This is a genomic window from Methylobacterium sp. Leaf125, assembly GCF_001423085.1.
Classification (GTDB): Bacteria; Pseudomonadota; Alphaproteobacteria; order Rhizobiales; family Beijerinckiaceae; genus Methylobacterium.
Genome location: NZ_LMNU01000003.1, coordinates 38,241 through 63,894 on the forward strand (window position 1 = coordinate 38,241; position 25,654 = coordinate 63,894).

The 25,654-nt window shown below is 67.7% G+C and carries 24 protein-coding genes and 1 riboswitch; of the genes, 12 read left to right on the forward strand and 12 right to left on the reverse strand.

Features of this window, described 5'->3' with window-relative positions; translation table 11 throughout:
* Nucleotides 1–86 precede the first annotated feature (86 nt).
* On the reverse strand, nucleotides 87–893 hold the full coding sequence (locus tag ASF58_RS06705; RefSeq protein ID WP_055949382.1) for a Fe-S cluster assembly protein HesB: 807 nt from the start codon (nucleotides 891–893) through the stop codon (nucleotides 87–89).
* A 257-nt stretch (nucleotides 894–1,150) separates the two neighbouring features.
* Nucleotides 1,151–1,259, forward strand: a riboswitch (glycine riboswitch).
* A 51-nt stretch (nucleotides 1,260–1,310) separates the two neighbouring features.
* On the opposite strand from ASF58_RS06705, the gene gcvT reads away from it, so the two are divergent.
* The 5 genes from gcvT (at nucleotide 1,311) to ASF58_RS06730 (ending at nucleotide 7,916) form a co-directional block, all read left to right on the forward strand.
* Entirely contained in the window at nucleotides 1,311–2,441 is a 1,131-nt protein-coding gene (gcvT, locus tag ASF58_RS06710) for a glycine cleavage system aminomethyltransferase GcvT (protein WP_055949385.1), read from the forward strand.
* 44 nt (nucleotides 2,442–2,485) lie between these two features.
* The gene (gene gcvH, locus ASF58_RS06715; protein ID WP_055949387.1) at nucleotides 2,486–2,848 is read left to right on the forward strand and encodes a glycine cleavage system protein GcvH; all 363 of its coding nucleotides are present in this window, start codon (nucleotides 2,486–2,488) and stop codon (nucleotides 2,846–2,848) included.
* Nucleotides 2,849–3,023: 175 nt separating this feature from the next.
* Nucleotides 3,024–5,870: an aminomethyl-transferring glycine dehydrogenase gene (gcvP, locus tag ASF58_RS06720; RefSeq protein ID WP_055949390.1), complete on the forward strand. Its 2,847-nt coding sequence runs from the start codon at nucleotides 3,024–3,026 to the stop codon at nucleotides 5,868–5,870.
* Nucleotides 5,871–6,415: 545 nt separating this feature from the next.
* On the forward strand, nucleotides 6,416–6,574 hold the full coding sequence (locus ASF58_RS06725; protein WP_156375565.1) for a hypothetical protein: 159 nt from the start codon (nucleotides 6,416–6,418) through the stop codon (nucleotides 6,572–6,574).
* A gap of 109 nt (nucleotides 6,575–6,683) precedes the next feature.
* The gene (locus ASF58_RS06730) at nucleotides 6,684–7,916 is read left to right on the forward strand and encodes an endo alpha-1,4 polygalactosaminidase (protein WP_156375566.1); all 1,233 of its coding nucleotides are present in this window, start codon (nucleotides 6,684–6,686) and stop codon (nucleotides 7,914–7,916) included.
* A gap of 15 nt (nucleotides 7,917–7,931) precedes the next feature.
* Here ASF58_RS06730 and ASF58_RS06735 read toward each other — a convergent pair whose 3' ends face one another.
* Both ASF58_RS06735 and ASF58_RS06740 read right to left on the reverse strand, forming a co-directional pair.
* Nucleotides 7,932–8,468, reverse strand: a complete 537-nt coding sequence (locus ASF58_RS06735; protein WP_055949400.1) for a helix-turn-helix transcriptional regulator — start codon at nucleotides 8,466–8,468, stop codon at nucleotides 7,932–7,934.
* A gap of 347 nt (nucleotides 8,469–8,815) precedes the next feature.
* Nucleotides 8,816–9,742, reverse strand: coding sequence for a helix-turn-helix domain-containing protein (locus ASF58_RS06740; protein ID WP_162242032.1), 927 nt, complete (start codon nucleotides 9,740–9,742; stop codon nucleotides 8,816–8,818).
* A gap of 462 nt (nucleotides 9,743–10,204) precedes the next feature.
* Here ASF58_RS06740 and ASF58_RS06745 point away from each other — a divergent pair, with 462 nt between their 5' ends.
* Entirely contained in the window at nucleotides 10,205–10,717 is a 513-nt protein-coding gene (locus ASF58_RS06745; RefSeq protein ID WP_055949407.1) for a methylated-DNA--[protein]-cysteine S-methyltransferase, read from the forward strand.
* Between the two features lie 630 nt (nucleotides 10,718–11,347).
* On the opposite strand, the gene ASF58_RS06750 is transcribed toward ASF58_RS06745, so the two are convergent.
* Nucleotides 11,348–12,019 carry a GyrI-like domain-containing protein gene (locus ASF58_RS06750; protein WP_244477211.1) on the reverse strand — a complete coding sequence of 224 codons (672 nt, stop codon included), beginning with the start codon at nucleotides 12,017–12,019 and terminating at the stop codon, nucleotides 11,348–11,350.
* Between the two features lie 353 nt (nucleotides 12,020–12,372).
* Here ASF58_RS06750 and dapF point away from each other — a divergent pair, with 353 nt between their 5' ends.
* Complete coding sequence (dapF, locus tag ASF58_RS06755) at nucleotides 12,373–13,266, forward strand: diaminopimelate epimerase (RefSeq protein WP_055949409.1); 894 nt, start codon at nucleotides 12,373–12,375, stop codon at nucleotides 13,264–13,266.
* Nucleotide 13,267: 1 nt separating this feature from the next.
* Nucleotides 13,268–14,512 carry a tRNA (N(6)-L-threonylcarbamoyladenosine(37)-C(2))-methylthiotransferase MtaB gene (mtaB, locus tag ASF58_RS06760; protein WP_055949412.1) on the forward strand — a complete coding sequence of 415 codons (1,245 nt, stop codon included), beginning with the start codon at nucleotides 13,268–13,270 and terminating at the stop codon, nucleotides 14,510–14,512.
* 23 nt (nucleotides 14,513–14,535) lie between these two features.
* Here mtaB and ASF58_RS06765 read toward each other — a convergent pair whose 3' ends face one another.
* Nucleotides 14,536–15,249 (reverse strand): RluA family pseudouridine synthase, encoded by a 714-nt coding sequence (locus ASF58_RS06765; RefSeq protein WP_055949415.1) that lies wholly within the window; start codon nucleotides 15,247–15,249, stop codon nucleotides 14,536–14,538.
* Nucleotides 15,250–15,290: 41 nt separating this feature from the next.
* On the opposite strand from ASF58_RS06765, the gene ftsY reads away from it, so the two are divergent.
* Together ftsY and ASF58_RS06775 are read left to right on the forward strand one after the other, a co-directional pair.
* Entirely contained in the window at nucleotides 15,291–16,724 is a 1,434-nt protein-coding gene (ftsY, locus tag ASF58_RS06770; protein WP_055949418.1) for a signal recognition particle-docking protein FtsY, read from the forward strand.
* Between the two features lie 67 nt (nucleotides 16,725–16,791).
* Nucleotides 16,792–17,409: a septation protein A gene (locus tag ASF58_RS06775; protein ID WP_055949422.1), complete on the forward strand. Its 618-nt coding sequence runs from the start codon at nucleotides 16,792–16,794 to the stop codon at nucleotides 17,407–17,409.
* Between the two features lie 25 nt (nucleotides 17,410–17,434).
* Here the strand turns inward: ASF58_RS06775 and ASF58_RS06780 are convergent, their stop codons facing one another.
* On the reverse strand, nucleotides 17,435–18,193 hold the full coding sequence (locus tag ASF58_RS06780; protein ID WP_348271570.1) for a Crp/Fnr family transcriptional regulator: 759 nt from the start codon (nucleotides 18,191–18,193) through the stop codon (nucleotides 17,435–17,437).
* An 849-nt stretch (nucleotides 18,194–19,042) separates the two neighbouring features.
* On the opposite strand from ASF58_RS06780, the gene ASF58_RS06785 reads away from it, so the two are divergent.
* Complete coding sequence (locus ASF58_RS06785) at nucleotides 19,043–19,759, forward strand: Crp/Fnr family transcriptional regulator (protein WP_055949425.1); 717 nt, start codon at nucleotides 19,043–19,045, stop codon at nucleotides 19,757–19,759.
* A gap of 17 nt (nucleotides 19,760–19,776) precedes the next feature.
* On the opposite strand, the gene ASF58_RS06790 is transcribed toward ASF58_RS06785, so the two are convergent.
* From ASF58_RS06790 to ASF58_RS06810, 6 genes are all read right to left on the reverse strand, one after another.
* Nucleotides 19,777–20,367: a DsbE family thiol:disulfide interchange protein gene (locus tag ASF58_RS06790; protein ID WP_055949428.1), complete on the reverse strand. Its 591-nt coding sequence runs from the start codon at nucleotides 20,365–20,367 to the stop codon at nucleotides 19,777–19,779.
* 17 nt (nucleotides 20,368–20,384) lie between these two features.
* Nucleotides 20,385–20,549 (reverse strand): heme exporter protein CcmD, encoded by a 165-nt coding sequence (gene ccmD, locus ASF58_RS24785; protein ID WP_082512876.1) that lies wholly within the window; start codon nucleotides 20,547–20,549, stop codon nucleotides 20,385–20,387.
* A gap of 64 nt (nucleotides 20,550–20,613) precedes the next feature.
* The gene (locus ASF58_RS06795; RefSeq protein ID WP_055949431.1) at nucleotides 20,614–21,426 is read right to left on the reverse strand and encodes a heme ABC transporter permease; all 813 of its coding nucleotides are present in this window, start codon (nucleotides 21,424–21,426) and stop codon (nucleotides 20,614–20,616) included.
* Between the two features lie 86 nt (nucleotides 21,427–21,512).
* The gene (locus ASF58_RS06800) at nucleotides 21,513–23,879 is read right to left on the reverse strand and encodes a PAS domain-containing protein (protein WP_082512877.1); all 2,367 of its coding nucleotides are present in this window, start codon (nucleotides 23,877–23,879) and stop codon (nucleotides 21,513–21,515) included.
* A gap of 40 nt (nucleotides 23,880–23,919) precedes the next feature.
* Complete coding sequence (locus tag ASF58_RS06805) at nucleotides 23,920–24,729, reverse strand: Crp/Fnr family transcriptional regulator (protein ID WP_055949434.1); 810 nt, start codon at nucleotides 24,727–24,729, stop codon at nucleotides 23,920–23,922.
* Nucleotides 24,730–24,922: 193 nt separating this feature from the next.
* On the reverse strand, nucleotides 24,923–25,174 hold the full coding sequence (locus tag ASF58_RS06810) for a hypothetical protein (protein WP_055949438.1): 252 nt from the start codon (nucleotides 25,172–25,174) through the stop codon (nucleotides 24,923–24,925).
* 226 nt (nucleotides 25,175–25,400) lie between these two features.
* Here ASF58_RS06810 and ASF58_RS06815 point away from each other — a divergent pair, with 226 nt between their 5' ends.
* Nucleotides 25,401–25,616, forward strand: a complete 216-nt coding sequence (locus ASF58_RS06815; protein ID WP_055949441.1) for a hypothetical protein — start codon at nucleotides 25,401–25,403, stop codon at nucleotides 25,614–25,616.
* Nucleotides 25,617–25,654 lie beyond the last annotated feature (38 nt).

A 25,654-nucleotide genomic window follows, 5' to 3' on the forward strand; every position in this document is an offset into this window, starting at 1 on the left:
TCTGGACGCCATGCCGGAACCGGTCAAGGCTCCACGAAACCCTCCGACAATCGCGCAGGATCGTCGCGACGAGCCGGGCGGAGCCGTTACGGCTCGCGGATCGCGCCCCCGCTCCCCGTCCGCGCCTGTCCTTCGGGGCAGAGGTCGAGAAGCACGCAGCGGGTGCAGGCGGGATTGCGGTGGTGGCAAACCTTCTGCCCGTGCAGCATCAGCACTTCATGGTTGTCGTAGAGCGCCTGTGCACTCCAGTCCGCCGGCAGTTGCGCCCGCAGGATCGGGTGGGACGGCCCGACATCGACGCGGGGACCGATGAGTCCGGTGCGCTGGGCAACCCGGTGGTGGTGGCTGTCCACCGGCAGGGCCGGTATCCGCAGAATACTGAAGGAGAGCACTGCCGCACTCGTCTTCGGCCCGACCCCGGGAATCGCCTCGAGCCAAGCCCGGGCCTCCTCCACCGCCATATCCTTCAAGAAGTCGAGATTCAGTGCGCCGTGGCGCGCCTGCACGGCGGAGAGAATCGCCTGGAGCCGCGGCGCCTTCAGTTCGGGCCAGGTCACCCCCGCGATGGTCGCCTCGATGTCGGAGACGGGGGCAGCCAGCATCTGGTCCCAGTCGGGATAGCGCGCCCGGAGGGCCTTGAAGGCCCGGCCGGACTCGGCGTTGCGGGTCCGGTGGGAGAGCAGCGAGGAGACGAGTTCGCTCAACGGGTCGAGGCTGTGGAAGTAGGGGATCGGGCAGCCATAGACCGGGCAGAGGCGCGCGTGGATCGCCAGCGCCTTGTCGGTCAGGGCTGGGTCGATCGCGGCTGAGCCCGGCTTCGGGACGCGGCCCCGGCGGGGGCGGGGCCCGGCGAGATCGTGTTCGGGAAGGTCTCGTCCGGGTGCGATCGGCATATCGGGGGAATCCGATCGGAGACGCCGCGGTTCCCGAGTGCGGTCGCGGATCGTGCTCGGACTGACGGATCGGCGAAAGCGTAACGCACCGGCCGGGCAGGGCGCCTTGCCTGACGCAGTGCGATGTGAAACCCTGACGGGGTCATCAAGGACGATACGGGAGAGCCCAGGTCGAGCGTTTCACACGCAGAAACTTTCGAACCATGGCGCCGACGGAGCAACCACCCCCGGAAACTCTCAGGCACAATCACCGTACCGTTGGACAATCTGGAGAGAGGCGCCTGATGGCGTCCACCGAAGGAGAAATCCCGGACCGCAGCAGCGGTCGGGGAGAAGCTCTCAGGTAACCGCGACAGATGGGGGCAGCCGGAAACGCTCAGTCGAGCTTCCGGAGGCTGTTTGTCGTGGAGTAATCCGATGTCCCCCGATGTTGCCTGCACGCCCCTCCATGCCCTGCACCTGCGTCACGGCGGCCGCATGGTCCCCTTCGCGGGCTACGCCATGCCGGTGCAGTACCCGGCGGGCCTGCTCAAGGAGCACCTGCACACGCGGGCCGAGGCCGGGCTGTTCGACGTCTCGCATATGGGTCAAATCCGGCTCACCCCGCGCTCGGGCGATGTCGACGACGTGGCGCGCGCCCTCGAGACCCTCCTGCCCATCGATGTGCTCGGCCTGAAGCCGGGCCGCCAGCGCTACGGGCTCCTCCTCGATGCATCGGGCGGCATCCGCGACGACCTCATGGTCGCCCATTGCGGCGACAGCCTCGTCCTCGTGGTCAACGCCGCCAACAAGGTCGCTGACGAGGCCTATCTCCGTGCGCATCTCGCCGACGCCTGCACGGTCACGGTGCTGGCCCGCGCCCTCGTCGCCCTGCAGGGGCCGGGCGCCGAGGCAGCCCTGACGCGCCTCGCACCGGAGGTAGCCGCAATGCGCTTCATGGACGTGCGGATGCTCGGGCTGCTGGGTGCCTCCGCCATCGTCACCCGCTCCGGCTATACCGGTGAGGACGGCTTCGAGATCTCGATCCCCGAGGACAAGGCCGAGGCCCTGGCCGAAGCGCTGCTGGCCGATCCGGCCGTGCTGCCGATCGGACTCGGCGCCCGCGATTCCCTGCGCTTGGAAGCGGGGCTGTGCCTGCACGGCAACGACATCGACCCGGGCACCGACCCGGTGGAGGCCGGGCTGTCCTGGGCCATTCCGAGAGTGCGCCGGCGCGGCGGGGTCCGGGCCGGCGGCTTTCCCGGTGCTGCGCGCATCCTCTCCGCCCTGGAGGACGGCCCGAGCCGCAAGCGCGTCGGCCTGCGTCCCGAGGGGCCCACCCCCGTGCGGGCGGGCGCGCCGCTGTTCGCCGACGAGACCGGCACGGCGGTCGGCCAAGTGACCTCCGGCGGTTTCGGACCCAGCCTGCAGGCCCCCATCGCCATGGGCTACCTGCCGGCCGCGCTCGCTGCCCCCGGCACCCGCGTCTTCGCCGAAGTGCGGGGCAAGCGCCTCGCCGTCGCGGTCGCGGCCCTGCCCTTCGTTCCCGCAGGCTTCAAGCGCGCCTGATCGGGCCCGCTCCAACCCCCTTTGCCAACAACCAGGAGAGTGCGATGCGGAAGTTCACGGACGAGCACGAGTGGCTGGACTGCACCGGCGAGGTCGCCACGGTGGGTATCACCACCCACGCCGCCGAACAGCTCGGGGACCTCGTCTTCATCGAGCTGCCGAAGGTGGGCGCGAAGCTGACCAAGGGCGAGGCCGCGGCGGTGGTCGAATCCGTCAAGGCGGCCTCGGATGTCTATGCGCCGGTCTCCGGCGAGGTCATCGCGGTCAACGAGGTGGCCGTGACCGACCCATCCAGCGTGGGCACAGACCCGCAGGGCGCAGGCTGGCTCTACCGCATCCGCCTCGACGATCCGGCCAGCCTCGACGGGCTGATGGACGAGGCCGCCTACGCCGAATTCGCGAAGTAGCGCCGCCCCTCCGATCCGCGGAGCGGCGCCTGCCCCCGTCCGGACAGGCAGGGCCGACGCCCGCGGCCTCCCGGTGATCGAGGATCACCCGGCGGCCCCACTCTCGATCCCTTCCCCATGAGGGGGGAGGGAAGCGCGATCCCATTCCCGCACCGGCGACATCCGAGGTCCCCCCATGACCACCGACCGCTACGACCCCTACGACTTCGCCAACCGCCGCCACATCGGCCCGACGACGCAGGAAATCGAGACGATGCTCGGCGTCGTCGGCGCCGAGAGCCTGCCGGCCCTGATGGACGAGACCCTGCCGGCCGACATCCGGCAGGGCGAGCGCCTCGATTTCGGGGTCGCCATGACGGAGCGTCGGGTGATCGAGCACATGCGGGGCATCGCCGACAAGAACCGGCTCCTCGTCTCGCTGATCGGGCAGGGCTACCACGGCACCACCATGCCGCCGGTGATCCAGCGCAACATCTTCGAGAACCCCGCCTGGTACACCGCCTACTCGCCCTATCAGCCGGAGATCAGCCAGGGCCGGCTCGAGGCGCTCCTGAACTTCCAGACCCTGGTCTGCGACCTGACCGGCCTCGACATCGCGAACGCCTCGTTGCTCGACGAGGCCACCGCAGCGGCGGAAGCCATGGGCATGGCCCAACGGATCTCCGGCAATGCAAAGACCGCCTTCTTCGTCGATGCCGAGTGCCTGCCCCAGACCATCGCGGTGCTGCGCACCCGCGCCGCGCCGCTGGGCTGGACCGTCGTGGTCGGCGATCCGGCCAAGGACCTCGATCCCGCCCAGGTCTTCGGTGCGATCTTCCAGTATCCCGGCGTCTGCGGCGGGATCCGCGACCTGACCCAGCCCATCGCCGACCTGCACGCGGCCGGGGCGGTCGCGGTGGTGGCGGCGGACCCGCTGGCGCTGACGCTCCTGAAATCGCCGGGTGAGATGGGCGCGGACATCGCCATCGGCTCGATGCAGCGCTACGGCGTGCCGATGGGCTATGGCGGCCCGCACGCGGCCTACATGGCCACCCGCGATGCCCACAAGCGCACCCTGCCGGGTCGCCTCGTCGGCGTCTCGGTGGATGCCCGCGGCAACCGCGCCTACCGCCTCGCGCTCCAGACGCGCGAGCAGCACATCCGCCGCGAGAAGGCGACGTCGAACATCTGCACCGCGCAGGTGCTGCTCGCGGTCATCGCCGGCATGTACGCGGTGTTCCACGGCCCGCGCGGACTGAAGGCGATCGCGGCTCGGGTCCATCGCGACGCCGTGCGTCTCGCCGCCGGGCTCGAGGCCCTCGGCTTCACGGTGGAGCCGGAGCACTTCTTCGACACGATCACCGTCCGGGTCGGGGCCTTCCAGGGCCTGATCCTCGGACAGGCGGTGGCCAACGGCGTCAACCTGCGCAAGGTGGGCGACGACCGCGTCGGTATCACGGTGGACGAGCGCACCCGGCCCGACATTCTCCAGGCCGTCTGGCGCGCCTTCGGGGCGACGGACCCGGCCTACGACGAGGCCTGGCCGGAGAACCGTCTGCCCGCCGGGCTGGTGCGGACCTCGCCCTACCTGACCCATCCGATCTTCCACATGAACCGGGCCGAGAGCGAGATGACGCGCTACATGCGCCGTCTCGCCGACCGGGATCTGGCGCTCGATCGTGCGATGATTCCGCTGGGCTCCTGCACGATGAAGCTCAATGCCACCGCCGAGATGCTGCCGATCTCCTGGCCGGAATTCTCGGAGATCCATCCCTTCGTCCCGGCGGACCAAGCCCTTGGCTACCGGGAGCTCATCGACGATCTGTCCGACAAGCTCTGCGCCATCACCGGCTACGACGCGATCTCGATGCAGCCGAATTCGGGTGCCCAGGGCGAGTATGCCGGACTCCTGGCGATCCGGGCCTATCACCTGTCGCGGGGCGACGTGCACCGGACCGTCTGCCTGATCCCGTCCTCGGCTCACGGCACCAACCCGGCCTCGGCGCAAATGTGCGGCATGAGCGTCGTGGTCGTGGGGGCCGACGCGCAAGGCAATGTCGACCTCGACGATTTCCGGCGGAAGGCCGAGCAGCATTCCGAGAAGCTCGCCGCCTGCATGATCACCTATCCGTCGACCCATGGGGTGTTCGAGGTGCAGGTCCGCGCGATCTGCGACATCGTCCACGGCCACGGCGGACAGGTCTACCTCGACGGGGCCAACCTGAACGCCCTGGTGGGCCTCGCCCGCCCCGGCGATATCGGGGCCGACGTCAGCCATCTCAACCTGCACAAGACCTTCTGCATCCCCCACGGCGGGGGAGGCCCCGGCATGGGTCCGATCGGCGTGAAGGCGCACCTGATCCCGTTCCTGCCCACCGACCCGCGCACGGGGGAGGCGGGGGCGGTCTCGGCGGCGCCCTACGGCTCGGCCTCGATCCTGCCGATCTCGTGGAGCTACTGCCTGCTCATGGGCGGGCGCGGCCTCACCCAGGCGACCCGCATCGCCATCCTTAATGCCAACTACGTCGCGGCCCGTCTGAAGGGGGCCTACCCGGTGCTGTATTCCGGCGCGCAGGGCAGGGTGGCGCATGAGTGCATCATCGACGTGCGCCCGTTCCAGAAGAGTGCCGGCGTCAGCGTCGACGACATCGCCAAGCGCCTGATCGATTGCGGCTTCCACCCGCCGACCATGTCCTGGCCGGTGGCCGGCACCCTGATGATCGAGCCCACCGAATCCGAGACCAAGGGCGAGATCGACCGCTTCTGCGACGCCCTGCTGGCGATCCGCGAGGAGATCCGTGCCATCGAGGACGGGCGGATGGACCGGGCCAACAACCCCCTGAAGCACGCCCCCCACACGGTGCGGGACCTCGTGGGCGCCTGGGAACGCCCCTATTCCCGCGAAGCGGCCTGTTTCCCAAGCGGAAGCCTGGGGATGGACAAGTACTGGCCCCCGATCAACCGGGTCGACAACGCCTACGGCGACCGCAACCTCGTCTGCGCCTGTCCGCCGGTGGAGTCCTACGGCGAGGCGGCGGAGTAGGGCCCGTGCATCGCGCTCCCGGCCCACGCGGGACGGGAGCGTCCCCTTACGCGTGATGCCCGCGCGGCACAGCCCTCGGCCTATCGCCAGTCGGGCAGCGTGATCGTCACCATCTTCCCGGTCAGAGGATCAAAGATCGTCACTGTCATGACCGCCTCCGCAGAAATAGCAGGAGCCGTAGACTTCTTGAAGATTGTGGCTGGAACTTGGCCTTACAAAGATCAGCAAGCAACGCTGCTGTTGATCGCTGTGGAATACATCCTGGCTCCCCACGTGGTCCATTCCCGCCGGTCCGAACCGCCTTGGCGGCACGCCGCGGCCGGATGCGCCGAAGCGCAGCCATCCGCCCCCGGTTCGGCGCCGTAGATCAGCGTGCTTTGACGTCAATCCCATAAACGTCTAAGATTAAAACCAATTCAATACGGCAGGAAAAAATATCTACATCAATTGTCAGTCGTATTGATCGCCCCGGTTGCGCCGCATGAACTGATATTCGGGTTCGAAGACGGCGCACTCCGTTGGCGAAGACGCTGGAGGATGTGCCCGTGACCCCTTCCCCCTTCATCCACCTCGACTTGGTGCGCCTGCCCGACGGCCGCGTCGGCGCCGTCGTCGGCGTCTGGAATCTCGGAGAAGCCTACGAGATCGACGTGGGCAACATCCGTGAGACCTGGTCCGCGGACGATCTGGCCCCCACCGACTAGGGCGCCGGTCACAGGGCGCACGGCCCGCGAGACCCGACGGGTCCCGGCCCGCGCAGGCCCCGACTCATCACCCATCCAAAAGCACAGAAACACCATGGGAGGCACGGAGATGCCCAAGACGGCGATGTATGTCCTGCAAGGCGTCGATCCCGCGGTGATCGCGGCCGCGCCGTTCGACGTGAAGGTGGTCGAGGTCTACACCGATGACGGACAGATGTTCACGCCGGCCGAGGTGAAGCAGATGGGCGGCGGCCCGGGCCAGGCCCTGCTCCTGGGCTATTTCAGCCTCGGGGAGGCCGAGGCCTACCGGGATTACTTCGCCTCGATCCCGAGCGAAGCGCTCGGACCCGAGGACCCGAACTGGGCGGGCGATTTCGAGGTCGCCTACTGGACGCCGGAGTGGAAAGGGCTCGCCGAAGCCTCCATCGATCGGATGGTGAAGGCGGGCTATGACGGGATCTACTTCGACGTGGTCGATGCGTTCCAACTGCCCTGGTCCCAGGCGCATGCGCCCGGGGGCGACGCCGCCGGTGCGATGCGGACGCTCGTCCAGGAGCTGAGCGTCTATGCCAAGGCGCAAGCTCCGACGTTCAAGGTCTGGGTCAACGGAGCGGAGGACCTGCTGACGGACAGAGCCTACGTCGACAGCATCGACGGGTTGTTCAAGGAGAACCTGTTCTACAACGATGACGGTTCCGCGAAGCAGCCTACCGCCGAGACGCAGGCGAGCCTCGACCAGCTGAAGATCGCCCAGGATGCCGGCAAGGACGTCGTTGCGATCGAGTACGTGACCGGCGCGCAGAAGGTCGCCGATGTCCACGCCCAGGCCGAGGCGGCCGGGCTGGGAAGCTACGTCGCCAAGCTGGATCTCATCGGCGTCGACACCGAGGGCGTTCTCCCGGGCCAGATCATGCACGATGACGGCCTCCTGCACGATGACGGACGCGACGGCGCGGCGGCTCTGCCCGAGCCCACACCGCTCACGCCGCCACCCGCCACGACACCGGGTGATCAGGACGGCACCGCCACGACGGTCGGACCCGACCAGTACGCCGCTCGGCACCAGGGGTACGGGGACCACGCGGTCAGCCATGGCCACCACCCGATCGCGAGCGAAGCCGGTGCCGACAGCTTCGTATTCGCAGACGGCGGCCAAGGAGCAGGCGATTCGGCCGCCGGCCTGCGCGTCGAGGCCATGGCCACGATGGCCGACGCTCCGGAGCCCAGTCTGCCTGAGGCCGGCGATCATGCGACCGGGACCGATTCCGGCGCGCACCTCGACGTCGCCCCCCATCACACCCCACATTCGGGGCTCAGCCATCACGACATCCCGCTGTTCTGAGCGGGACGCCGCCCGTCAGCCCGCGTGGCCGGGAATCTGCGGCAGAAGCGCGGACGCCGGCGGGGCGGCCCGGCTTGCCTTGGCCACCGCGATCGTGCCGCCCTCGAGGGTGACGAAGCGGATGCCCCCGCCCCGCAGGGTGTCGACCACGAGGCGGTAGCTGCGCCGAGTGACGTCCTGCGGTTCCAACTCGATGCGCTTGATCGTCGAGATCGAGAGGCCGCTCTTCAGGGCAAGATCGGACATGGACCAGTTGAGCAGGGCACGCGCGGCCCGGAGATGATCGGGCGTCAGGCTCCCGGTCGCGGCGAGGTCACTCTCCACCGACAGCAGGGCCGATCGGCCGAGCTTCTCGCAGAGGGTCGAGAACACGATCTGGCCGAGACGCTTCTGCAATTCGTCCTCGAGGCCCGTCGTATCGGCAGTGTCGAACGAGGTCGGCTGCGCGTCCGCCGTGGCCGAGCCGGCGCCTTCGGCGAAGGCTCGCGGTGCGACGGTCCGATCCCGGTTGAGGTTTTCCAGCCAGGCAAGCGTGGGTTCAGTATACGGCATCTGGCGACACGTGTGATTGCAACATCGGGAGAGGTTTGAATAAAGAGAGGCTGCACCGTCGGCACTCTGCTGCAAAAGAGATACAACCATCATTGCCGCGATAGACCGATAAATCTCCCGCCAGGCACTTGAAGTCCGCCCCGCAGATTGATCGCACTTTTGGAAATATTCTTTCCGGCAAAGCGACGCTTACTCAAATTCTGTCAAATGACAGAAACTGTCAAATCATCGCAATCGTGATACGGTCGCGCGCAATCCCGATAGAAACGCTCCGACGCCGATCCGATCGTTGGCGAGGGCCGAGCATTCTCGGCGCCCCGCAACGGTGCCGGGCCGGTCCGAACGCCTCAGACGGCGCGGCTGGCGCGGCGGGTTTCCGTCGGCGTGCGACCGTACTGGCGACGGTAGCGCTGGCCGAAATCGCCCATATGGACGAAGCCCCAGGAGCGGGCGATGTCGGCGATCGAGAGGGACGCCCTGGTGGGGGACATCAGGTCCCGGTGGGCTTGCGCCAGCCGGAGCTCGAGGATCACCTGAACGGGCGTACGCCCGAGGTCACGGCGAAATCGGTCCTGAAGCGAGCGGACGCTGATCCCCGCCACTGCCGCGATGTCGGCCAGGGTCAGGGCCCGCGAGAGATTCGCCGCGATGTAGTCAAGCGCCCGCCCGAGGCTGCGGGAGGGGATGTCTTGCGCCTGGGATGGAGCAGGGGCGACGCGCCGGGGCCAAGCCGACAGCAGCTGGTAGCTCAGGACCTCCTTCAGGAGCGGGAAGGTCAGGTCGTCATGGCTGTCGAGTCCCTGGATCTGCTGCTGAACCCGCTGCAGGGTGAGAAACAGGGCCATCATGGCAGGGGTCGCCACGGGAGCCGTGGGCGCGAGGTCCGGAAGGGTACCATCGCGGATGCCCGTCAGGGCCACTTGGGCGGCCATCAGCGCCTCGACGCTGAACGTCCCGCTGATCGCACCGAACGCGCCGAAGGCCTGGACCTCCCGCAGGTCGCTGAAGTTGACGAGGGTCGCATGCGTCGGAACGCCGTCGACGTCTCCGGACCGGCGCCGATAGATGACGTGACCGCTCGTCACGAAGCGGATCGTGATCAGCTGCGCGTTGAACTTGGGTTTCGTCACGAAGCCGCTGGACGAGCGGGTCTCCCACAGGCTGAAGGCCTCGTTCTGACTGCCGGCGATCGCGATGTCGGGCATGGTCGAACGCAGGACGTCGAAACCGATTGCGAGTCCGCCGCGATCGTTGAACAGCTGGAGTTGTCGCATCGATGCGATACTGGCAACGAACCGTCCCTGGGAGCGCCAGATGACCGGATCGGGACGCGGATGACCCGTCATTGCAACTTGTCCGATGCGCCTGCCATCAGCAGCCTCCTCCAGCGCTCCGTCTTGTCAGGATGCGCGCCAGGATGCCGTCCCTGTAAGGCGAGGTTTTTTCCGTTATGCAAATGATTTGCGCAAAATCCACCGGAATGGTGAATCGGACAGATCGATCAACTCCAGAAAGATCAGTATCGATCCAAAACCTTGAGTTGTTTATTACGGTAATTAGTTGCAGGTCATCGGCAGAATATGCCTGAATTTTCCAGCGAGCCTTTGCGTCCGCCCGGCACAAGGGTCCGGTCGCCGGACAAGCGGCCTGGCGCATTCCCAATCGAAGAACCGACGATCCTCGAAATCTGACCGGAAAGAGAGCGAAGGTCAGGCCCCTCGCTGACGAGCCTCGCCATGCCAGCAACACGCTACACGATCCTGTCGACCCCCATCGGTCCGCTGGTCCTCGCCGGACCGGATGAACGCCTCGCCTGCATCGGGTTTCCGCGCGGCAAGGGCGCGGTGACGCCGGGGCCGGACTGGTACCGCGATGACACCGCCTTCGCTCCGGCGCGCGCGCAGCTCGAAGCGTACTTCGACGGGTGCCTCACCCGCTTCGATCTCGCCCTCGCACCGCGGGGCACTCCGTTCCAACACGCGGTCTGGCAGGCTCTCACCGAGATCCCGCCGGGGGAAACGATCAGCTACGGCGAACTCGCCCGCCGAATCGGGCGGCCCGGCGCCAGCCGCGCCGTGGGAGCGGCCAACGGCGCCAATCCCCTGCCGATCGTCGTGCCGTGCCACCGGGTCATCGGTGCCGGCGGAGCCCTGACGGGCTTTGGCGGCGGCCTCGACATCAAGCGCTTCCTGCTGGCCCTGGAGGGGGGCTCGCGCACCGAACCGCCCGAGCAGCCCGGCCTGTTCTGAGGCTGCCCGCCTCAGCGAGGAGGTCGGTCGGCGCTGCACACCGGAACTGCCCTCACGCCCACGTCCGAGATGAAGTCTCGAACAGGCAACCCAGGGCTGGACACAAACGACTCGGCCGGGATGCCATCTGGCTCCTGCGGCCGGCCCCGCCCCTGGTAGGGATCACGTCGGCCGTCGAAGCCGTGTGTGGAGTCGCGATCGCTGCAATGCTGGCGAAAGTCAGCGCCGCGATCGACGTCGAACGCGGGCCGACGGACGACTCCCCGGGGATCTTTCCGGAGCTCGGGGTGCTCAGTATCGCCGAAGCCTGATTCCCGGCCTTGGCAGCGCCCTGGCCGGCCGCTGCAGCAACGCCACCCTGAGCCAGGACCTCGTCGGGATCCTCCTCACCGCGCCGATCGCACGGATCGAGCGACTCGGCCGCCACCGCATCCTGGCTACTGAGAACGGAGGTCGAGACCGACGCTCTTCGGGCTCTCGCGCCGCGCGAAGACGCTCGCCCTGTTCGGGACTATCGCGGCACTCATCACCGACATCGCCCTCGTCGGCAGCGGCAGCGCCATCCGATCCGGCTTCATCCTCGTGGTGCGCTACGTGGGCTCGCCGGTCGGCGACATCATCGCCTGCCTGCTACTTCGGCAGGGCGTAGATGTTCACGTCGAGCTTCTCGTCGGCCTTGTCGTTCAGGTCCGTGACGTATTCCTCAATGAACTTATCCTGCACGACGATGTCCTTGGCATCCAGGTAGGCGGTCAGGGTCTCGTAGGTGCCGTCGATCTCGTCGTAGGAACCCTTGTGCGGGAACCGGAGGGCGCGGCCACTCGGCGTGGTGCCGAAGCGCAGGCCGTCGGCCTCGGCCGGCTTGGAGTCCGGCATCGCAGCGATCGGGATCATCGCATCGTACTGGAAGCCGTCGTCGTCGGTCTTGGCAAAGACCGCGATCGGCCGGCCCACGGCCTGAATGCCGGCCTTGGCGAGATCGGCCTCGATGCGCTGGAACGCGGCCTTGAGACTCGGTACCGCCTCCTCCCACTTCGTCCGCCCGGCGAGGATCGCCGCGGGCTTCGCGGGCAGCGAGACCTCGTCGACGTCGTTGGCGTCGCCGGGGGTCGCCACCAGGGTCTGCCGCGGGCCGGCCGGCGGCGTGACGGAGGGGGCCGTCCCGGCCTGGGCCGGCACCGGGATGTCCGCCGTGCCCGGCGTCTTCGGATCGGGGTTGGTGGTGGTCGGCAGCGGGTTGGCCGCCGCCGGGGGCGTGACCGCCTGCGCCTGGGCCGGGTTCGCGGCGCAGGCCGTCGACAGCGCGACGCACCCGGCGAGCACCGTGGCGAGCGACTTGAAGCTGGGGCGGGTCAAGAAGCTGGGGCGGGTCAAGGCGGTGGCTCCGGATCGGCGCGGGGCACGTCGAATCGCACACCCCTGGGCCCGTACGGAGAACCTAGGCGCGATACCCGCCTCGGGCGAGACGTCCCGGGTGCCGCGCCGCACGAAGCGGATGAAGCGCGGCGCTTCTGCAACGCAGCCACGCCGCTCGAGGCCCGTGCGTGCGCGGACGCTTTGGCCTATAGCCCCACCAGGGCCGGTCGCCCTCGCGGGGGTCCGTCGACCTGCGCCATCTCGAACATCCCGGACGCACGACACAGAGACAAGGCGGCATGAGCGAGCTTGCCCATCGACGGTTCCTGAAGATGCATGGAGCCGGAAACCAGATCGTGGTGCTGGACCTGCGCGGCACGCAGACGCAGGTCTCGGCCGGGGAGGCGCGTGCCATCGCGGCGTATCCCCGGGCGCAGTTCGACCAGCTCATGGTGATCCACGATACCCGTACGCCGGGCACCGATGCGTCCTTGCGGATCTACAACACCGATGGTTCGGAAGCCGGCGCCTGCGGCAATGGCACCCGCTGCGTCGCCTACGCGATGCTCGACGACCCCGCCATGGCCCGGCCGGCCGAGAGCGGCCGGCTCCTCCTCGAGACCCGCGGCGGGCTCGTGGGCGTCAAGCGCGTCGCCGAGCGCTCCTTCACTGTCGACATGGGCCGGCCGAAGCTCGCCTGGACCGAGATTCCCCTGGCCGAGCCTTTCCAGGACACCCGCCGGATCGAACTCCAGATCGGTCCGATCGACGATCCGGTGCTGCACTCGCCGAGCGTCGTGAACATGGGCAACCCGCACGCAGTGTTCTTCGTGGATCGCGATCCCGACACCTACGACCTCGCCCGCATGGGCCCGATGCTGGAGAACCACCCGATCTTTCCGGACCGCGCCAACATCTCGGTCGCCCAGGTGCTGGGGCCGGACCGGATCAAGCTGCGGGTCTGGGAACGGGGCGCAGGCTTGACCCAGGCCTGCGGCACTGCCGCCTGCGCCACCGTGGTAGCCGCCTCGCGCCTGCGAATGATCGGTCGCGGCGCCACCGTGAGCCTGCCCGGCGGCGACCTCGTCATCGAATGGCGCGCCGACGACCACGTTCTGATGACCGGCCCGGTGGCACTGGAATGGGACGGCAGCTTCCCGCCGGAGATCTTCTCGGCCGAAGACGCCGCCTGAGATGACGGTCGAGACACTGACCTTCGGCTGTCGCCTCAACACCGTCGAATCCGAGGTGATGCGCGGGCACGCGGCTGCGGCGGCGACGTCCGCGGACCTCGTCATCGTCAACACCTGCGCGGTGACCGCCGAGGCCGGTCGCCAGGCCCGCAAGGCGATCCGCAAGCTCGCCCGCGAACGCCCCGGCGCCGAGATCGTGGTCACCGGCTGCGGCGCCCAGGTGGAGACCGACGCCTACGCGGCCATGCCGGAGGTGGCGCGCCTCGTCGGCAACGACGCCAAGGGCCGGGCCGAGACCTGGTCCGCTCCCAGTTGTCCGGAGGCACGGACCGCCGTCGACGACATCATGGCGGTACGCCGCGCCACGCCGACCCGGATCACCGGCATCGCCGGCCAGACCCGCGCCTTCATCCCCGTCCAGAACGGCTGCGATCATCGCTGCACCTTCTGCGTCATCCCCTTTGGGCGCGGAAACTCGCGCTCCGTGCCCTTGCGGGACGTGGTCGACCAAATCGCGCGCATCGTCGAGTCCGGCGGACACGAGGTGGTGCTCACCGGAGTCGACCTGACCGCCTATGGGCGCGACCTCGACGCGACCCCGAGCCTGGGATACCTGATACAGACTATCCTCGCGCAGGTCCCCGGCCTCGCCCGGCTGCGCCTCTCCTCCATCGATTCCATCGAGGCCGACGCGGCACTCATGGCGGCCATTGCCGGCGAGGCGCGGCTGATGCCGCATTTCCATCTCTCCCTCCAGGCCGGCGACGACCTCATCCTGAAGCGGATGAAGCGGCGTCACGCCCGCGCCGACGCGATTAGATTCTGCAACACGGTCAAGGCCTTGCGCCCCGGCGCCGTCTTCGGGGCCGACCTGATCGCGGGCTTCCCCACCGAGACCGACGCGCAGTTCGCCCGCTCCCTCGACCTCGTGGCCGAGTGCGGCCTGACGCATCTCCACGTCTTCCCGTATTCCGCCCGCCCCGGCACTCCGGCCGCCCGGATGCCACCTGTACCCGGCGACGTCATCCGTGATCGCGCCGCGCGCCTGCGGGCTGCCGGCGACGCCGCCCTCGCGGCCCATCTCGCCGGCGAGGTGGGCCAGACCCGCCGGGTGCTCACGGAGCGGGGCGGCCTCGGCCGCACGGACGCCTTCACGCCAGTCCGGCTCCCGCCCGAGACACCGCCCGGACTCTTCACCGACGTGACGATTGTCGGGCACGACGGACGGGCGCTCATCGCCGCCTGAGCGGATCGCGGCCGATCGGTCGTCTAAGCGCTGTCGGTTCCCCGATACCCGCACCCTGCCAATCCCACCTGCATATGCCCTGGCGCCGGCGCCTCGATCCGGATCGGGGGCTTCTTTGGATAGAGCGGGAGAGTGAGCACACGGGCATGCAGCTGGAGGCCCGGGCCGCCGCTGCGGGGGGCGGTGCCGTAGATCGGGTCGCCGAGGATGGGAAAGCCCATCGCGGCGCAGTGGACGCGCAGCTGATGCGTCCGCCCGGTAACCGGCGAGAGGGCGAGCCAGGTCAGGCCGCCGCCGCGCCCGAGGACCGCGAAGCGGGTGAGGGCGTTATCGCCCGCCGGGTCGACCTTCATCCACCAGGAGCGGGGATCGTCGGAGCGACGCGCCAGGGGCAGGGCGATCTCGCCGGCCTCCACCTCTGGCTCGCCCTCGACCAGGGCCCAGTAGGTTTTCTCGACCGTGCCGCTCGCGGCAAAGAGCTTGTTCAAGCGCGCAAGGGCCTTGGCGTGGCGTCCGAGGACGAGGCAGCCCGAGGTATCGCGATCGAGGCGATGGGCTGCCTCAGGCCGGCGAGGCAGACCGAAGCGCAGAGCGTCGAGATGATCGGTGAGAGTCTCGCCGCCTTTGGGGCCAGGATGGACCGGCAAACCCGCCGGCTTGTCGATGACGAGCATAAGGGCATCGCGGTAGAGGAGGCGCGCGCCTATGTCTGTTACGAGGGCATCGGCTGGGGGCATGGCCCTGCGCTAACCATGCCGGGTCCGGGGAGCAAGCGGGAATGAGCGAAGACAAGAGGCCGGGCTGGCTGCTGCGCAAGATGTTCGGCACCAAGGAGGAGGAGCGGCCCGCCCCGGTGCCGGTTCAACCGCCGGATCCCAAACCGGTCGCAAAGACCATCGTCGAGCCGGTGGTCGAACCGGCCGCGCTGCCCGTGGACTCCCCCGCATCGCTGTCCGAGGGTCAACCCGATTTCGCCACGGCCGCGACGGACATCTCCCACGTACCGCCACCGCCCAGTGAGCCGGGCGAAGGGACACCGGACAAGAATGCGATCCCGGACGAACTCGAGGGCGCAGACCTCCAGCCCGTGGAGGGCGCGGAGGAGCGTCCGCCCGCCGGCACGGCCGGCGACGATCCCGCACGGGGAGCCGAGGCCGCCGACACAACGAGCCAAGCCTTCGCACCCGAGCCGGCACAGGCAGTCCCACTCGCACCACGTCCCGAGCTCGAGCCGGAAGTCTCGACTCAGATTTTCATGCCAGAGCCCGACGCGGCTTCGGAAGAACCGACCCGCGGCTGGTGGAGCCGCCTGACGGGAGGCATGAAGCGGACCTCCTCGGCCCTGACCGAGCGCGTCACCGGCCTGTTCACCAAGCGCAAGCTCGACGCCGACACTCTGGAGGAGCTCGAGGACGCCCTGATCCAGGCAGATTTCGGCATCGAGACGGCAACCCGGATCTCGGAGGCCGTAGGCAAGGGCCGCTACGAGAAGGGTATTTCTCCGGATGCGGTCCGCGAGATCTTGGCGGCGGAGGTGGAGCGCGCGCTCGCTCCCGTGGCGATTCCCTTTCGCATTGATACCTCGAAGAAGCCTTTCGTGATCCTGATGATCGGGGTCAACGGCGCGGGCAAGACCACCACCATCGGCAAGCTCGCACTGAAGCTCAAGGCAGAAGGGCACTCCCTGATGCTGGCCGCGGGCGATACCTTCCGCGCTGCGGCGATCGAGCAGCTCAAGGTCTGGGGCCAGCGCACGCAGACGCCCGTCATCGCCCGAGCGCAGGGCGCGGACGCCGCGGGCCTCGCCTTTGACGCTTACGAAGCCGCCAAGGCGCAAGGGAGCGACGTGCTCCTCATCGACACGGCGGGCCGGCTGCAGAACAAGGCGGGCTTGATGGCGGAGCTGGAAAAGATTCTTCGGGTGATCCGCAAGATCGACCCGCAAGCACCCCACGCAGTGCTCCTCGTGCTCGACGCCACCGTGGGTCAAAACGCACTGAGCCAAGTCGAGCTGTTCTCGAAGGCAGCGAACGTGACCGGCCTCGTCATGACCAAGCTCGACGGCACGGCTCGCGGCGGCATCCTGGTGGCACTCGCCGCCAAGTTTGGCCTGCCGGTGCACTTCATCGGCGTCGGTGAGGGCGTGGAGGACCTGGAGCCCTTCGCTGCCCGAGACTTCGCCCGGGCCATCGCAGGACTGGACGCCGGGTGAGACGGCACGCACCCTGAAGCGCCGTGTCGCGGCAGGCCGTCACCCGCAACCCTATATGACGGACACCATGCAGATTGAAGCCATTCCCCCGCACCGACATCTCCCCCCGTTCCTGAAGCTCGCCCTCGAGCTCGGGCCGCTGATGGTCTTCTTCTTCGGCAACGCCTACGCTGAACGCCTGGGCGTCCATCCGGATCAGAAGCTGTTTGTGGCGACTGGCATCTTCATCGCCGCAACCGTGGCGGCTCTCGCGGTCCATTATGCGCTGATGCGGCGCCTGCCGATCATGCCCCTGGTTTCGGGTGTGGTGGTGATCGTGTTCGGAGGATTGACCCTGGCGCTACAGGACAAGACCTTCATCATGATGAAGCCGACTATCGTGAACACGCTGTTCGGCGTCGTGCTGCTGGGCGGCCTCGCCTTCGGCAAGTCCCTGCTCTCGGTCGTACTGGATTCGATGTTCGCCCTTACGGAGGATGGATGGCGCAAGCTGACCTTCCGCTGGGGGGTGTTCTTCCTTTTCCTGGCAGTGATCAACGAGGTCGTCTGGCGGACTCAGACGGAAGATTTCTGGGTCAGCTTCAAGGTTTTCGGCATCATGCCGCTGACTATCGCCTTCGCGTTGGCCCAGACACCGCTTCTTCTGCGCCATGAGCGCAAAGAGCCTGATAGCAGTTCCTCTTGATATCGCGCGAAGCTGACGGCGTTCCTCAAGCTGCGCCGATGATGCGGGCATACTCGGCCTCAGGAACGCCGTAGGATGCCCCGGCGACAGCGAGAAGTGCAACACGATCACGGATTCCGATGCCGCCCCTGCGCATCTTCAGGGCGCCGGCGAGTTCGAGCACGCGCAGCCCGGTCGTCACGCCTACACGCCGGACGCCGAGCATCAGTGAGAGCGTCTCATGGGTCAGCGGCAAATCCTCCCGGTCGGCCCGGTCGTGACACATCAGCAGCCAGCGGGCGAGGCGTTGCTCGATAGTGAAATGCGCATTGCAGAGACCGGCTTGAGCCAGTTGCACGGCGTAGAACTGAGCGTAGCGCAGGAAGTAGGCGTGCAGAGCCCGGCTCTCGGACAGTGCCGTCCGGAATGCATCCGCGTCGATGCGCAGGGTCCGGCACGGCACCTGAACGAGAGCGCTGTGCGGCGCGCTATCGACCCCGTTGAGCAAGGCGATGCCGATCATACCCTCTGGCCCGACGATCCCAGCCTCTGATTGTACGCCGTCGGACGCGTGAGCGATCACGGAGATCATGCCCGGCTCCGGGAAATGTACGGCCGCAATCGGCTCGCCAGGGACTTCGAGCAAGGCTCCCTGCTCGAATGAGCAACGAACCAGCGATGATCGAAGTCGCTCGAACTCGGATGGCGGCAACGCGCGAAGGAGGCGGTTACGAACCTCTGATTGAACAATGATAGACGTCACAACCCCGGCAATCAAAAAGCGGGAGTGCGAACGCAAGGTCACCCGCAGCCCGTACTTAACTTGGGCGACAAAGTGGACATGCCATATCGATGCTGCATTGTGAAGATAACAACGAGTTGTATTTCGGTCCGTTATCAGACCAAGAACTTATCTAGAAAGACACAAACTCCCCTTGTGATATGAGATAGCGATCTATATCTTTTTTAATATAAATTTTGTTAGAAATATATAATCACAACCGATTGAAATAGTGTTCTATCCTTGATTGCCGTTCTGGTAGGTGAGATTATGGAGAGCCAATCCAGCAGTGACGAACAAGAATAAAGATCTGTTGTCCAGCTACCCTTCGCTGTAGCCACACGTACGAAGAGGCCTGGAGACGATCGCCTAAGAGGGGGGAACCCCCCTTACAAGAACAAGCACCTTGCGGCGCCGTTCAAGCTTCGCATGGTGCGGTTCCCTCAGGTAATCACCGGATGAATCCGCCATGCCCCAGTACTTCCTAAATATCCGGGACCGAGATACATTGATCTTTGATCCCGAAGGCGATGTCTTACCGGGCTTGCCTGAGGTACGCGATCTCGTCGAGCGCACCGTTCACGACATTCGCAGGCGCCCAGAGACCTATGGTGATCCCAAAATCTGGGAGTGCCGCAGCTTCGAAGTTACGGATCCATCCGGTCGAGTCTTACTCGAGATCGCATTTTCAACCGTACGATAGCGTACATTTCGGAGCAGGGGCAGACATAGCCTAGCCAGCAAATTGTACGACATAGTACAGACACCCTCTGATGCAGTTCCTTAAGACCTAGATCCGGCTATGAGAGACGTCTGTCCCCCTGTCCGAGCAGCAAGACGTTCGATAGCTGCTCTATCGAGCCGCTACGTTTCATGCCGGTGCCGTCACAGCGATACGTTCGAAATCACCTCCTCAGCATCCTCAGCCCTGATGATTATGAGGCGATCCAATCCGTTGCGGAGGGCGTGGCGCTGGGGCGCCGAGACATCCTGATCGCCGCCAACAAATCGATCACGCACGTCTATTTCTTAGAATCGGGTATCGGCTCGGAGGTTGCCGCTACGCCCGAGGGCCGGCGGATCGAGGTGTGCATCACCGGTCCTGAAGGAATTGTCGGGGTCCCGCTACTGCTTGATGTCGACCGGACGCCCCATGAGACCTTCGTGCAAATCGAGGGGGATGCCGTCCGGGTCGAAGCCACGGCATTCCGGCGCCTCATCGAGGAGCGGCGACTCCTGAGGGGGATCTTCGCGCATTACGCCTATGTGGCCCATTTGCAGACCGCTGGGACCGCGCTGTCCAACGGCAGTCATACCTTGGAGGAGCGCCTCGCCCGCTGGCTTCTAATGTGCCACGATCGGGTGGACGGAGACGAGTTCCCCGTCACACACGAGTTCCTCTCGACGATGCTCGGCGTGCGCCGCCCCGGCGTGACGACGGCGATCCACAGCCTGGAGGGCGCCGGGATGATCAAGGCTCGGCGCTCGCACGTTCAGGTGTTGGACCGGGACAAGCTCAAGGCCGCGGCGGGGGACAGCTACGGCGTGCCTGAGACGGAATATCGCCGCCTCCTCTGGGCCAGGCGCTGAGCGTCCGTCGGGTCAGGTCATCGCGGGGCGGAGGCCGCCGATCCGATGGATCGAATCTTGTCGAGCACACCGGGATAGCTCTCCGGGGTCAGGATTCCCACCAGCTTGTCCCGAATGGTGCCATCCGGTCCGATGATGAAGGTCTCGGGAACTCCGTAGACACCGAAATCGATGCCGGTGCGTCCCTCCGTATCGAGCCCCACGGCCTGGAAGGGAACACCGTTCCGGGTCAGGAAACGGCGCCCATTCTCCGGCGTGTCCTTGTAGTCGATGCCGACCAAGTGGACGCCAGGCTCCCGCGCCAGTCGCATGAGCTGGGGGTGCTCGATCTGGCAGGGAGCGCACCATGAAGCCCAGAAATTGACCACCGTGACCTTGCCCAGAAGATTGGCATGAGAGAGGCCGGGAACGAGCGCGCCCTGTGCAACCAAGCCCGGCATCGCCGGCAGGGCGAAGGTCGGCGCCGGCTTGCCGATCAGCGCCGAGGGGATGGCCGCGGGATCGGCACCCGAGCGCAGGCGAAGAAAGAAGATCCCAGCAAGGACTGCGAACGTGACGAGCGGCAGGATGACCAACAGCGAACGCCGGACTGGTTCCGGACTTTGCATCGAGGATTCGGGCGTGCTCACGCGCGGCCTCCCCGACCGTCTTTCACCTCACCCTGCAGGCGATCCAGTTCTCGCTTCCGAGAGCGTTGATCGCGCACCGCATGAAGAGTCAGCCCACCAACCACCAGCGCGGTGAAGGCATAGGCCCCCAGGATGTAGCCGGCGTGCTGGCCAAGGGTCATGGACAAAACTTCACGAGTGAGATTTCCGGGGTGCCTGTCCCTGCTGCCCACATCGATGCGGCGCTCACAGGCTCTGAACCGCCCGACCGATCGGCGCTTGCCCCATCGCCCCCTGGCTCATCGACACCCCACGTGCGGACGACGGGCCGGCATCGAGGCGTTCGGCTTCCCGCAGGGTCAAGGCCCGAATTCGGCGCCGCAAGATCTCGGTGCGCATAGCCTGGAGGTGCAGCGTGACGCCGAGGATCGTGAAAGCGAGGATCATCTCGAGCAGCGGGTAGAGCATGCTGGGGTCGATGGACGATCCGCCCATGCGCATGATCGACGCCGGCTGGTGCAAGGTCGACCACCAGTTCACCGAGAACTTGATGATCGGCAGATTCACCGCGCCAACCAGGGTCAGGATGGCGATGGCACGCGCGGCCCGGCTCGGATCCTCGATCGTCCGCCACAGGGCGATGATCCCGCAATAGATCAGGAACAGCACGAGCATCGAGGTCAGGCGCGCATCCCAGACCCAGTAGGTGCCCCACATGGGCTTGCCCCACAGAGATCCGGTCACGAGGCAGATGAGCGTGAAGGCCGCCCCGATCGGCGCGGCGGCGCGCTGGGCGACATCGGCCAGGGGGTGACGCCAGACGAGGGTTCCGATGGCCGAGATCGCCATGGCGCCGTAGAAGAAGACGCCGAGCCAGGCCGCCGGCACATGGATGTACATGATCCGTACGGTCTCGCCCTGCTGGTAATCGGGCGGCACGACGAACCAGGTGAGATACAGACCGACCACGAGGAGCAGACCCGACAGCCCGGCAAGCCAGGGCATCACGGGCTGGGTCCAGCGCAGGAAGTGACCGGGATGGGCGAGGCGTGTCCACATGGTCTCGCCCTCTAGCCCAGGGTGCGGTGCAGCGGCAATGCGTGGGTTACGCGCAGGAGGCGAGACCCGGTCACGTCCTCGGGCGATCAGCCACTGGACTGGAAGCCTTCCAGGGGTGCTGCCACGCTGCAGACGAGACCGGTGGGATGGTAGTCCAGCGCGATCGTGCCGCCGACGGCACCGACGAGGCCGCGCTCGATCAGTCGCGACCCGAACCCCTTGTGCGTGGGCGGTGTGACCATCGGCCCATCCGCTTCGGACCAGATCAGACGGACCATCGTCCCACCCGTGGTTCGATCCTGGTCGAGGCTCCAGTGAAGGTTGACCCGTCCATCGGGAACCGAGAGCGCACCGTACTTGGCGGCGTTGGTCGCCAACTCGTGCAGCATCAGCGCGAGGGCCAGGGCCGCCTTCGAGCCGAGAAGGACCGCAGGGCCCGCGAATGCAAAGCGCCCGGGCTGCCGATCGTCGTGAATCGAGAGGGCGCCGCGCATCACCGCCTCCATCTCGGCGCTCTCGTGCACCCCGGCGAGCAGGATGTCGTGTGCCTTGCCGAGGGCGATGAGACGGGCCGCCAGGGCTTCCTTGGCGGCCTCGATATCGGTGACGTTGCGCAGGGTCTGCGAGGCGATGGCCTGGACCATCGCGAGGGTGTTCTTGAGGCGGTGGCTCAGTTCCCGGTTCAACGTACGCTGCTGTTCGTCGGCTTCGACGCGGGTGAGACCGCCCCAGGCGCGCTCCGCCACTTCGCGTGCGAACGTGATCTCGCCGGCACTCCAATCGCGGGGATGGCGATCGAGGACGTAGAGAATGCCCACGAGGCGGCCCCGGCGGAGAACCGGCACCTTGATCACGGCGCGCATCCCGAGCCGGGCATAGCCCTCCGGGTCGTCGACGCGCTCGGGCGTTGCGGCGATATCGGCCACGCTGATGACGTCGCCGCGGCCCAGACGGCCGACGCTCGCCGCCAGGGTCGACCGGGACGCGGTCGGCAGGCCGACGGCGTGGGTCGCATCCGCGTCCCCCTCGGCGGTCCAGTCGGGATTCAGCGATGCGATCTGACCGCCGGGGTCGACCTGGGCATAGCCCGCCCGGGCGACCAGGAGGGTCCGCCCCAGGCTCTCGGCCGTAGCGGCGACCACGTCGGCGTGCGTGTGCAGGTCGCGCAGGCGGTCGCCGAGGGCGATCAGCGCCTCGCGGCGGGCATCGGCGCGCTTCTCCTCGGTGATGTCCTCGATCATCGCCGTGGCGTGGACGTCGCCGCCCAGGCGCTGTGAGACCAGGTTGACCCGCGCCCAGATGATGCGCCCGTCCATGCGGCGGTAGCGCTTCTCCAGGCGGAGCTGCAGGGTCTCCCCAGTCGCGAGGCGCTCGTGCAGCCCCGCCCGGTCGTCGTCGTCCTCGGGCGGTGTCCAGCGGGCGAGGGAATGGCCGAGGATCTCGGATTCCGGCGCCCCCCAGATCTCGCACAGCTTGGCGTTCACCGCGAAGGCGCGCACGGTCCGCGGATCGAACTGGACGATGCCGATATTGGCGCCCTGGAACACCGCCCGGAACTGCGCGCCGACGCGGTTGCGCTCTGTCAGGTCGAGCAGCGCGGCGCTCATGCGCAGGGGGATTCCGTCCGCGTCGCGGACCAGGGCGCCGCGGTCGAGGACCTCCGCGTAGGTGCCGTCGGCGCGCCGGAAGCGGTACTCCTGGCTCCAGGCCTCGACGCCGCCCGCGAGGGCGGCGCCCAGAGCGGCCTCGACGCCGGGGCGATCGTCCGGGTGGATCCGGGCGAGCCACCAGGCGCTGGTCGGTCCCACCTCCGACGGCGCCCAGCCGTAGGCGGTGGTCAGGGCGGGATTCCACAGCACGACGCCGGTGGCGAGGTCCCAGTCGCGGATGGCGTCGTTGGTGGCGCGTGCGGCGATGTCGGCCGCCCGCGCCTCGGTGACGTCCTGCATCGTGCCGACCAGGCGGGCCGCGCGGCCCTGGTCGACCACGCGTCGCGCCCGCGCCCGTATCCAACGCGGTCGTGTCGAGGTCACGCGCCGGACCGTGCAGTCCAGCGTCCCGGACCCTGCCGGAGCGAGGGCGGCGCAGAACGCCGCGTCCAGCGCGGCGCGATCCTCGGGGTCGAGGGCCGCGAGGACGGTGTCCGCGTCGGCGACCGGCCCCGGCGCGGCGAGGCCGAGCAGGCTCCGGAATCCGGCGTCGCACCGGAGGGTCCGGGTGGCGGGGTCGTAGGTGAACAGGCCGAGGCCGGCCGACTCCGCGGCGAGACGCAGGAGCAGCGCCGCATCCGCGGGATCACCTGTGGGATCGCTTGCGGTATCGCTTGCGGAATCACTCGGGGGACCACTTGCCGCGTCGAAGCCCGGCGCGCCCGCAGCCGTCCGGTCCCCGGCGGCCGGGGGCGGCTCGTCCGGGGCCTGGCCAGGCTGCTGGTTTGCGGCGGGCTGCGTCATCGGGGGCAGGCGGGGAAGCGGAGCTCTGCGGAGGGGAGGGTCAGGCCGGTTCGGACGTCGCGAGTTCGCGCGGCGCGTCCGTCTCCCGCCGGTCGGGGGGCGGCTCCACCGCCACGAGGCCGCCGCCGGGATCGTAGACCGCGCCGAGCACCGTCTCGTAGTGCCTCCGCACGACGCCGTGGCACTCGCAGGCGGCGGTCTCCGCCAGCACGCGGTTGCGGACGGTGATGCGGCCGCGCCCGACCTCGATCAGGCCCTGCTGCTGCAGCGCCCGCAGGATCCGGGTGAGGTAGGTCCGCTGCACGCCCAGCATGGTGGCGAGCAGCTCGTGGGTCACCGGCAGGACGTCGGTGCCGATGCGGTCCTGCAGGGTCAGGAGCCAGCGCAGGCAGCGCGATTCGATCGGGTGCAGGGCGTTGCACGCCACCGATTGCAGGACCTGGGCGAGCAGGCAGTCGGCGTAGCGGGTGAACAGGTTGCGCAGGGCCGGGGAGACCCGCTTGGCCTCCTGGAGGCGCAGGGCGTCCATGCGCAGGATCGGTCCGCCGATCTGGACGACGGCGTTGGTGGAGGCGGGCAGGAAGCCGCTGCTGACGACGCCGCCCACCGCGCCCTCGCGACCCACCGTGGCGACCTCGGCGCTGCGGCCGTCGCGCATGGCGACGATGAGGGTGACCACCGCCTGCCGGCACGGAAAGGCGATGGAGGTGACGTCGCTGCCGGCCTCGAACAGGGACTCGCCGCGCTCCCGCGGCAGGGGGTCGAGGAAGGGCTCGAGCAGCGCGCGATCCTCGGGCCGGAGGCCGTCGAGGAGAAGGTTGCCCGTAGGTCGATCGGAGGCCGGGCCCATGCCGTGCGCTGTGTTCACCGTCTGTCTCTCAGGCCTCTAGCGCAGAGCCGTCGCATCCGTCTGTCTACAAGTAGACATTTGCTGAGACAAATTTGTCGTTTTGATGGGAACTCCAGTGGACGCGTGCCGTCAACGGGGCGATTCGTGCATTCGCGCTAGAGACCCGGACGGGAAAGCCGCTGCGGACCGGCTTTCAGCGCGCCTGGCCGGCCTCGTCGCCCTCGCCGATACAGTCGAGGGCCCGCTCCACGGCCGTCACGGCGTCGAGGAGGTTCTGGACCGTGCGCTCGACCTCGCGGGCCGGGCGTCCCATGGCGGCGGCCCGGGCGCTCACGAGCTCCAGCTGCTCCAGGAGCGCGAAGAGATCGTCGGCGACCGCCACCACGTCGCTGATGACGACCGGCGGAGCGGCGGGGCGGCGGAGGAAGGGAACGACGTTGCTCATTGACACCATGTCTCGCGTGTTCGCGGGCAAAGCGCCAGCCTGCCCGCGCCGCGATTCCCCATCTTCACCCCCCGAACCGCCGCTTCCTTGCCGAGGTGGTGAGCATTTTCGTGGCACGGCAACATCAGTACGGCAGGAACCGGCGACGATTCGTTAGCCTTGCGCTTGACGGGCGCGGGGCCGGGGCAGCACCACAGGCGCTGCTTTCGCCACAGGATCCGCCCCGATGCGCCTCGCTTCCCTCGCCCTCGCCGCCACCCTCCTGGGCGGCCTCTGCGCCTGCAACAGCGACAGCCCGAGCGGCCGCAGCGGTCTCTCGGACGCCTTCGACACCAGCAACTATCGCCAGTCCAGCAACACCAACGGCACCCAGACCCGCCGCGACGTCAACCGCCAGTACACCCAGCCGTCGATGCCTTCGATCGCCTTCCGCGGCAACTGAGCCGGCAGCGTCCCCCGGTGCGTCCCTTCCCCGGATGG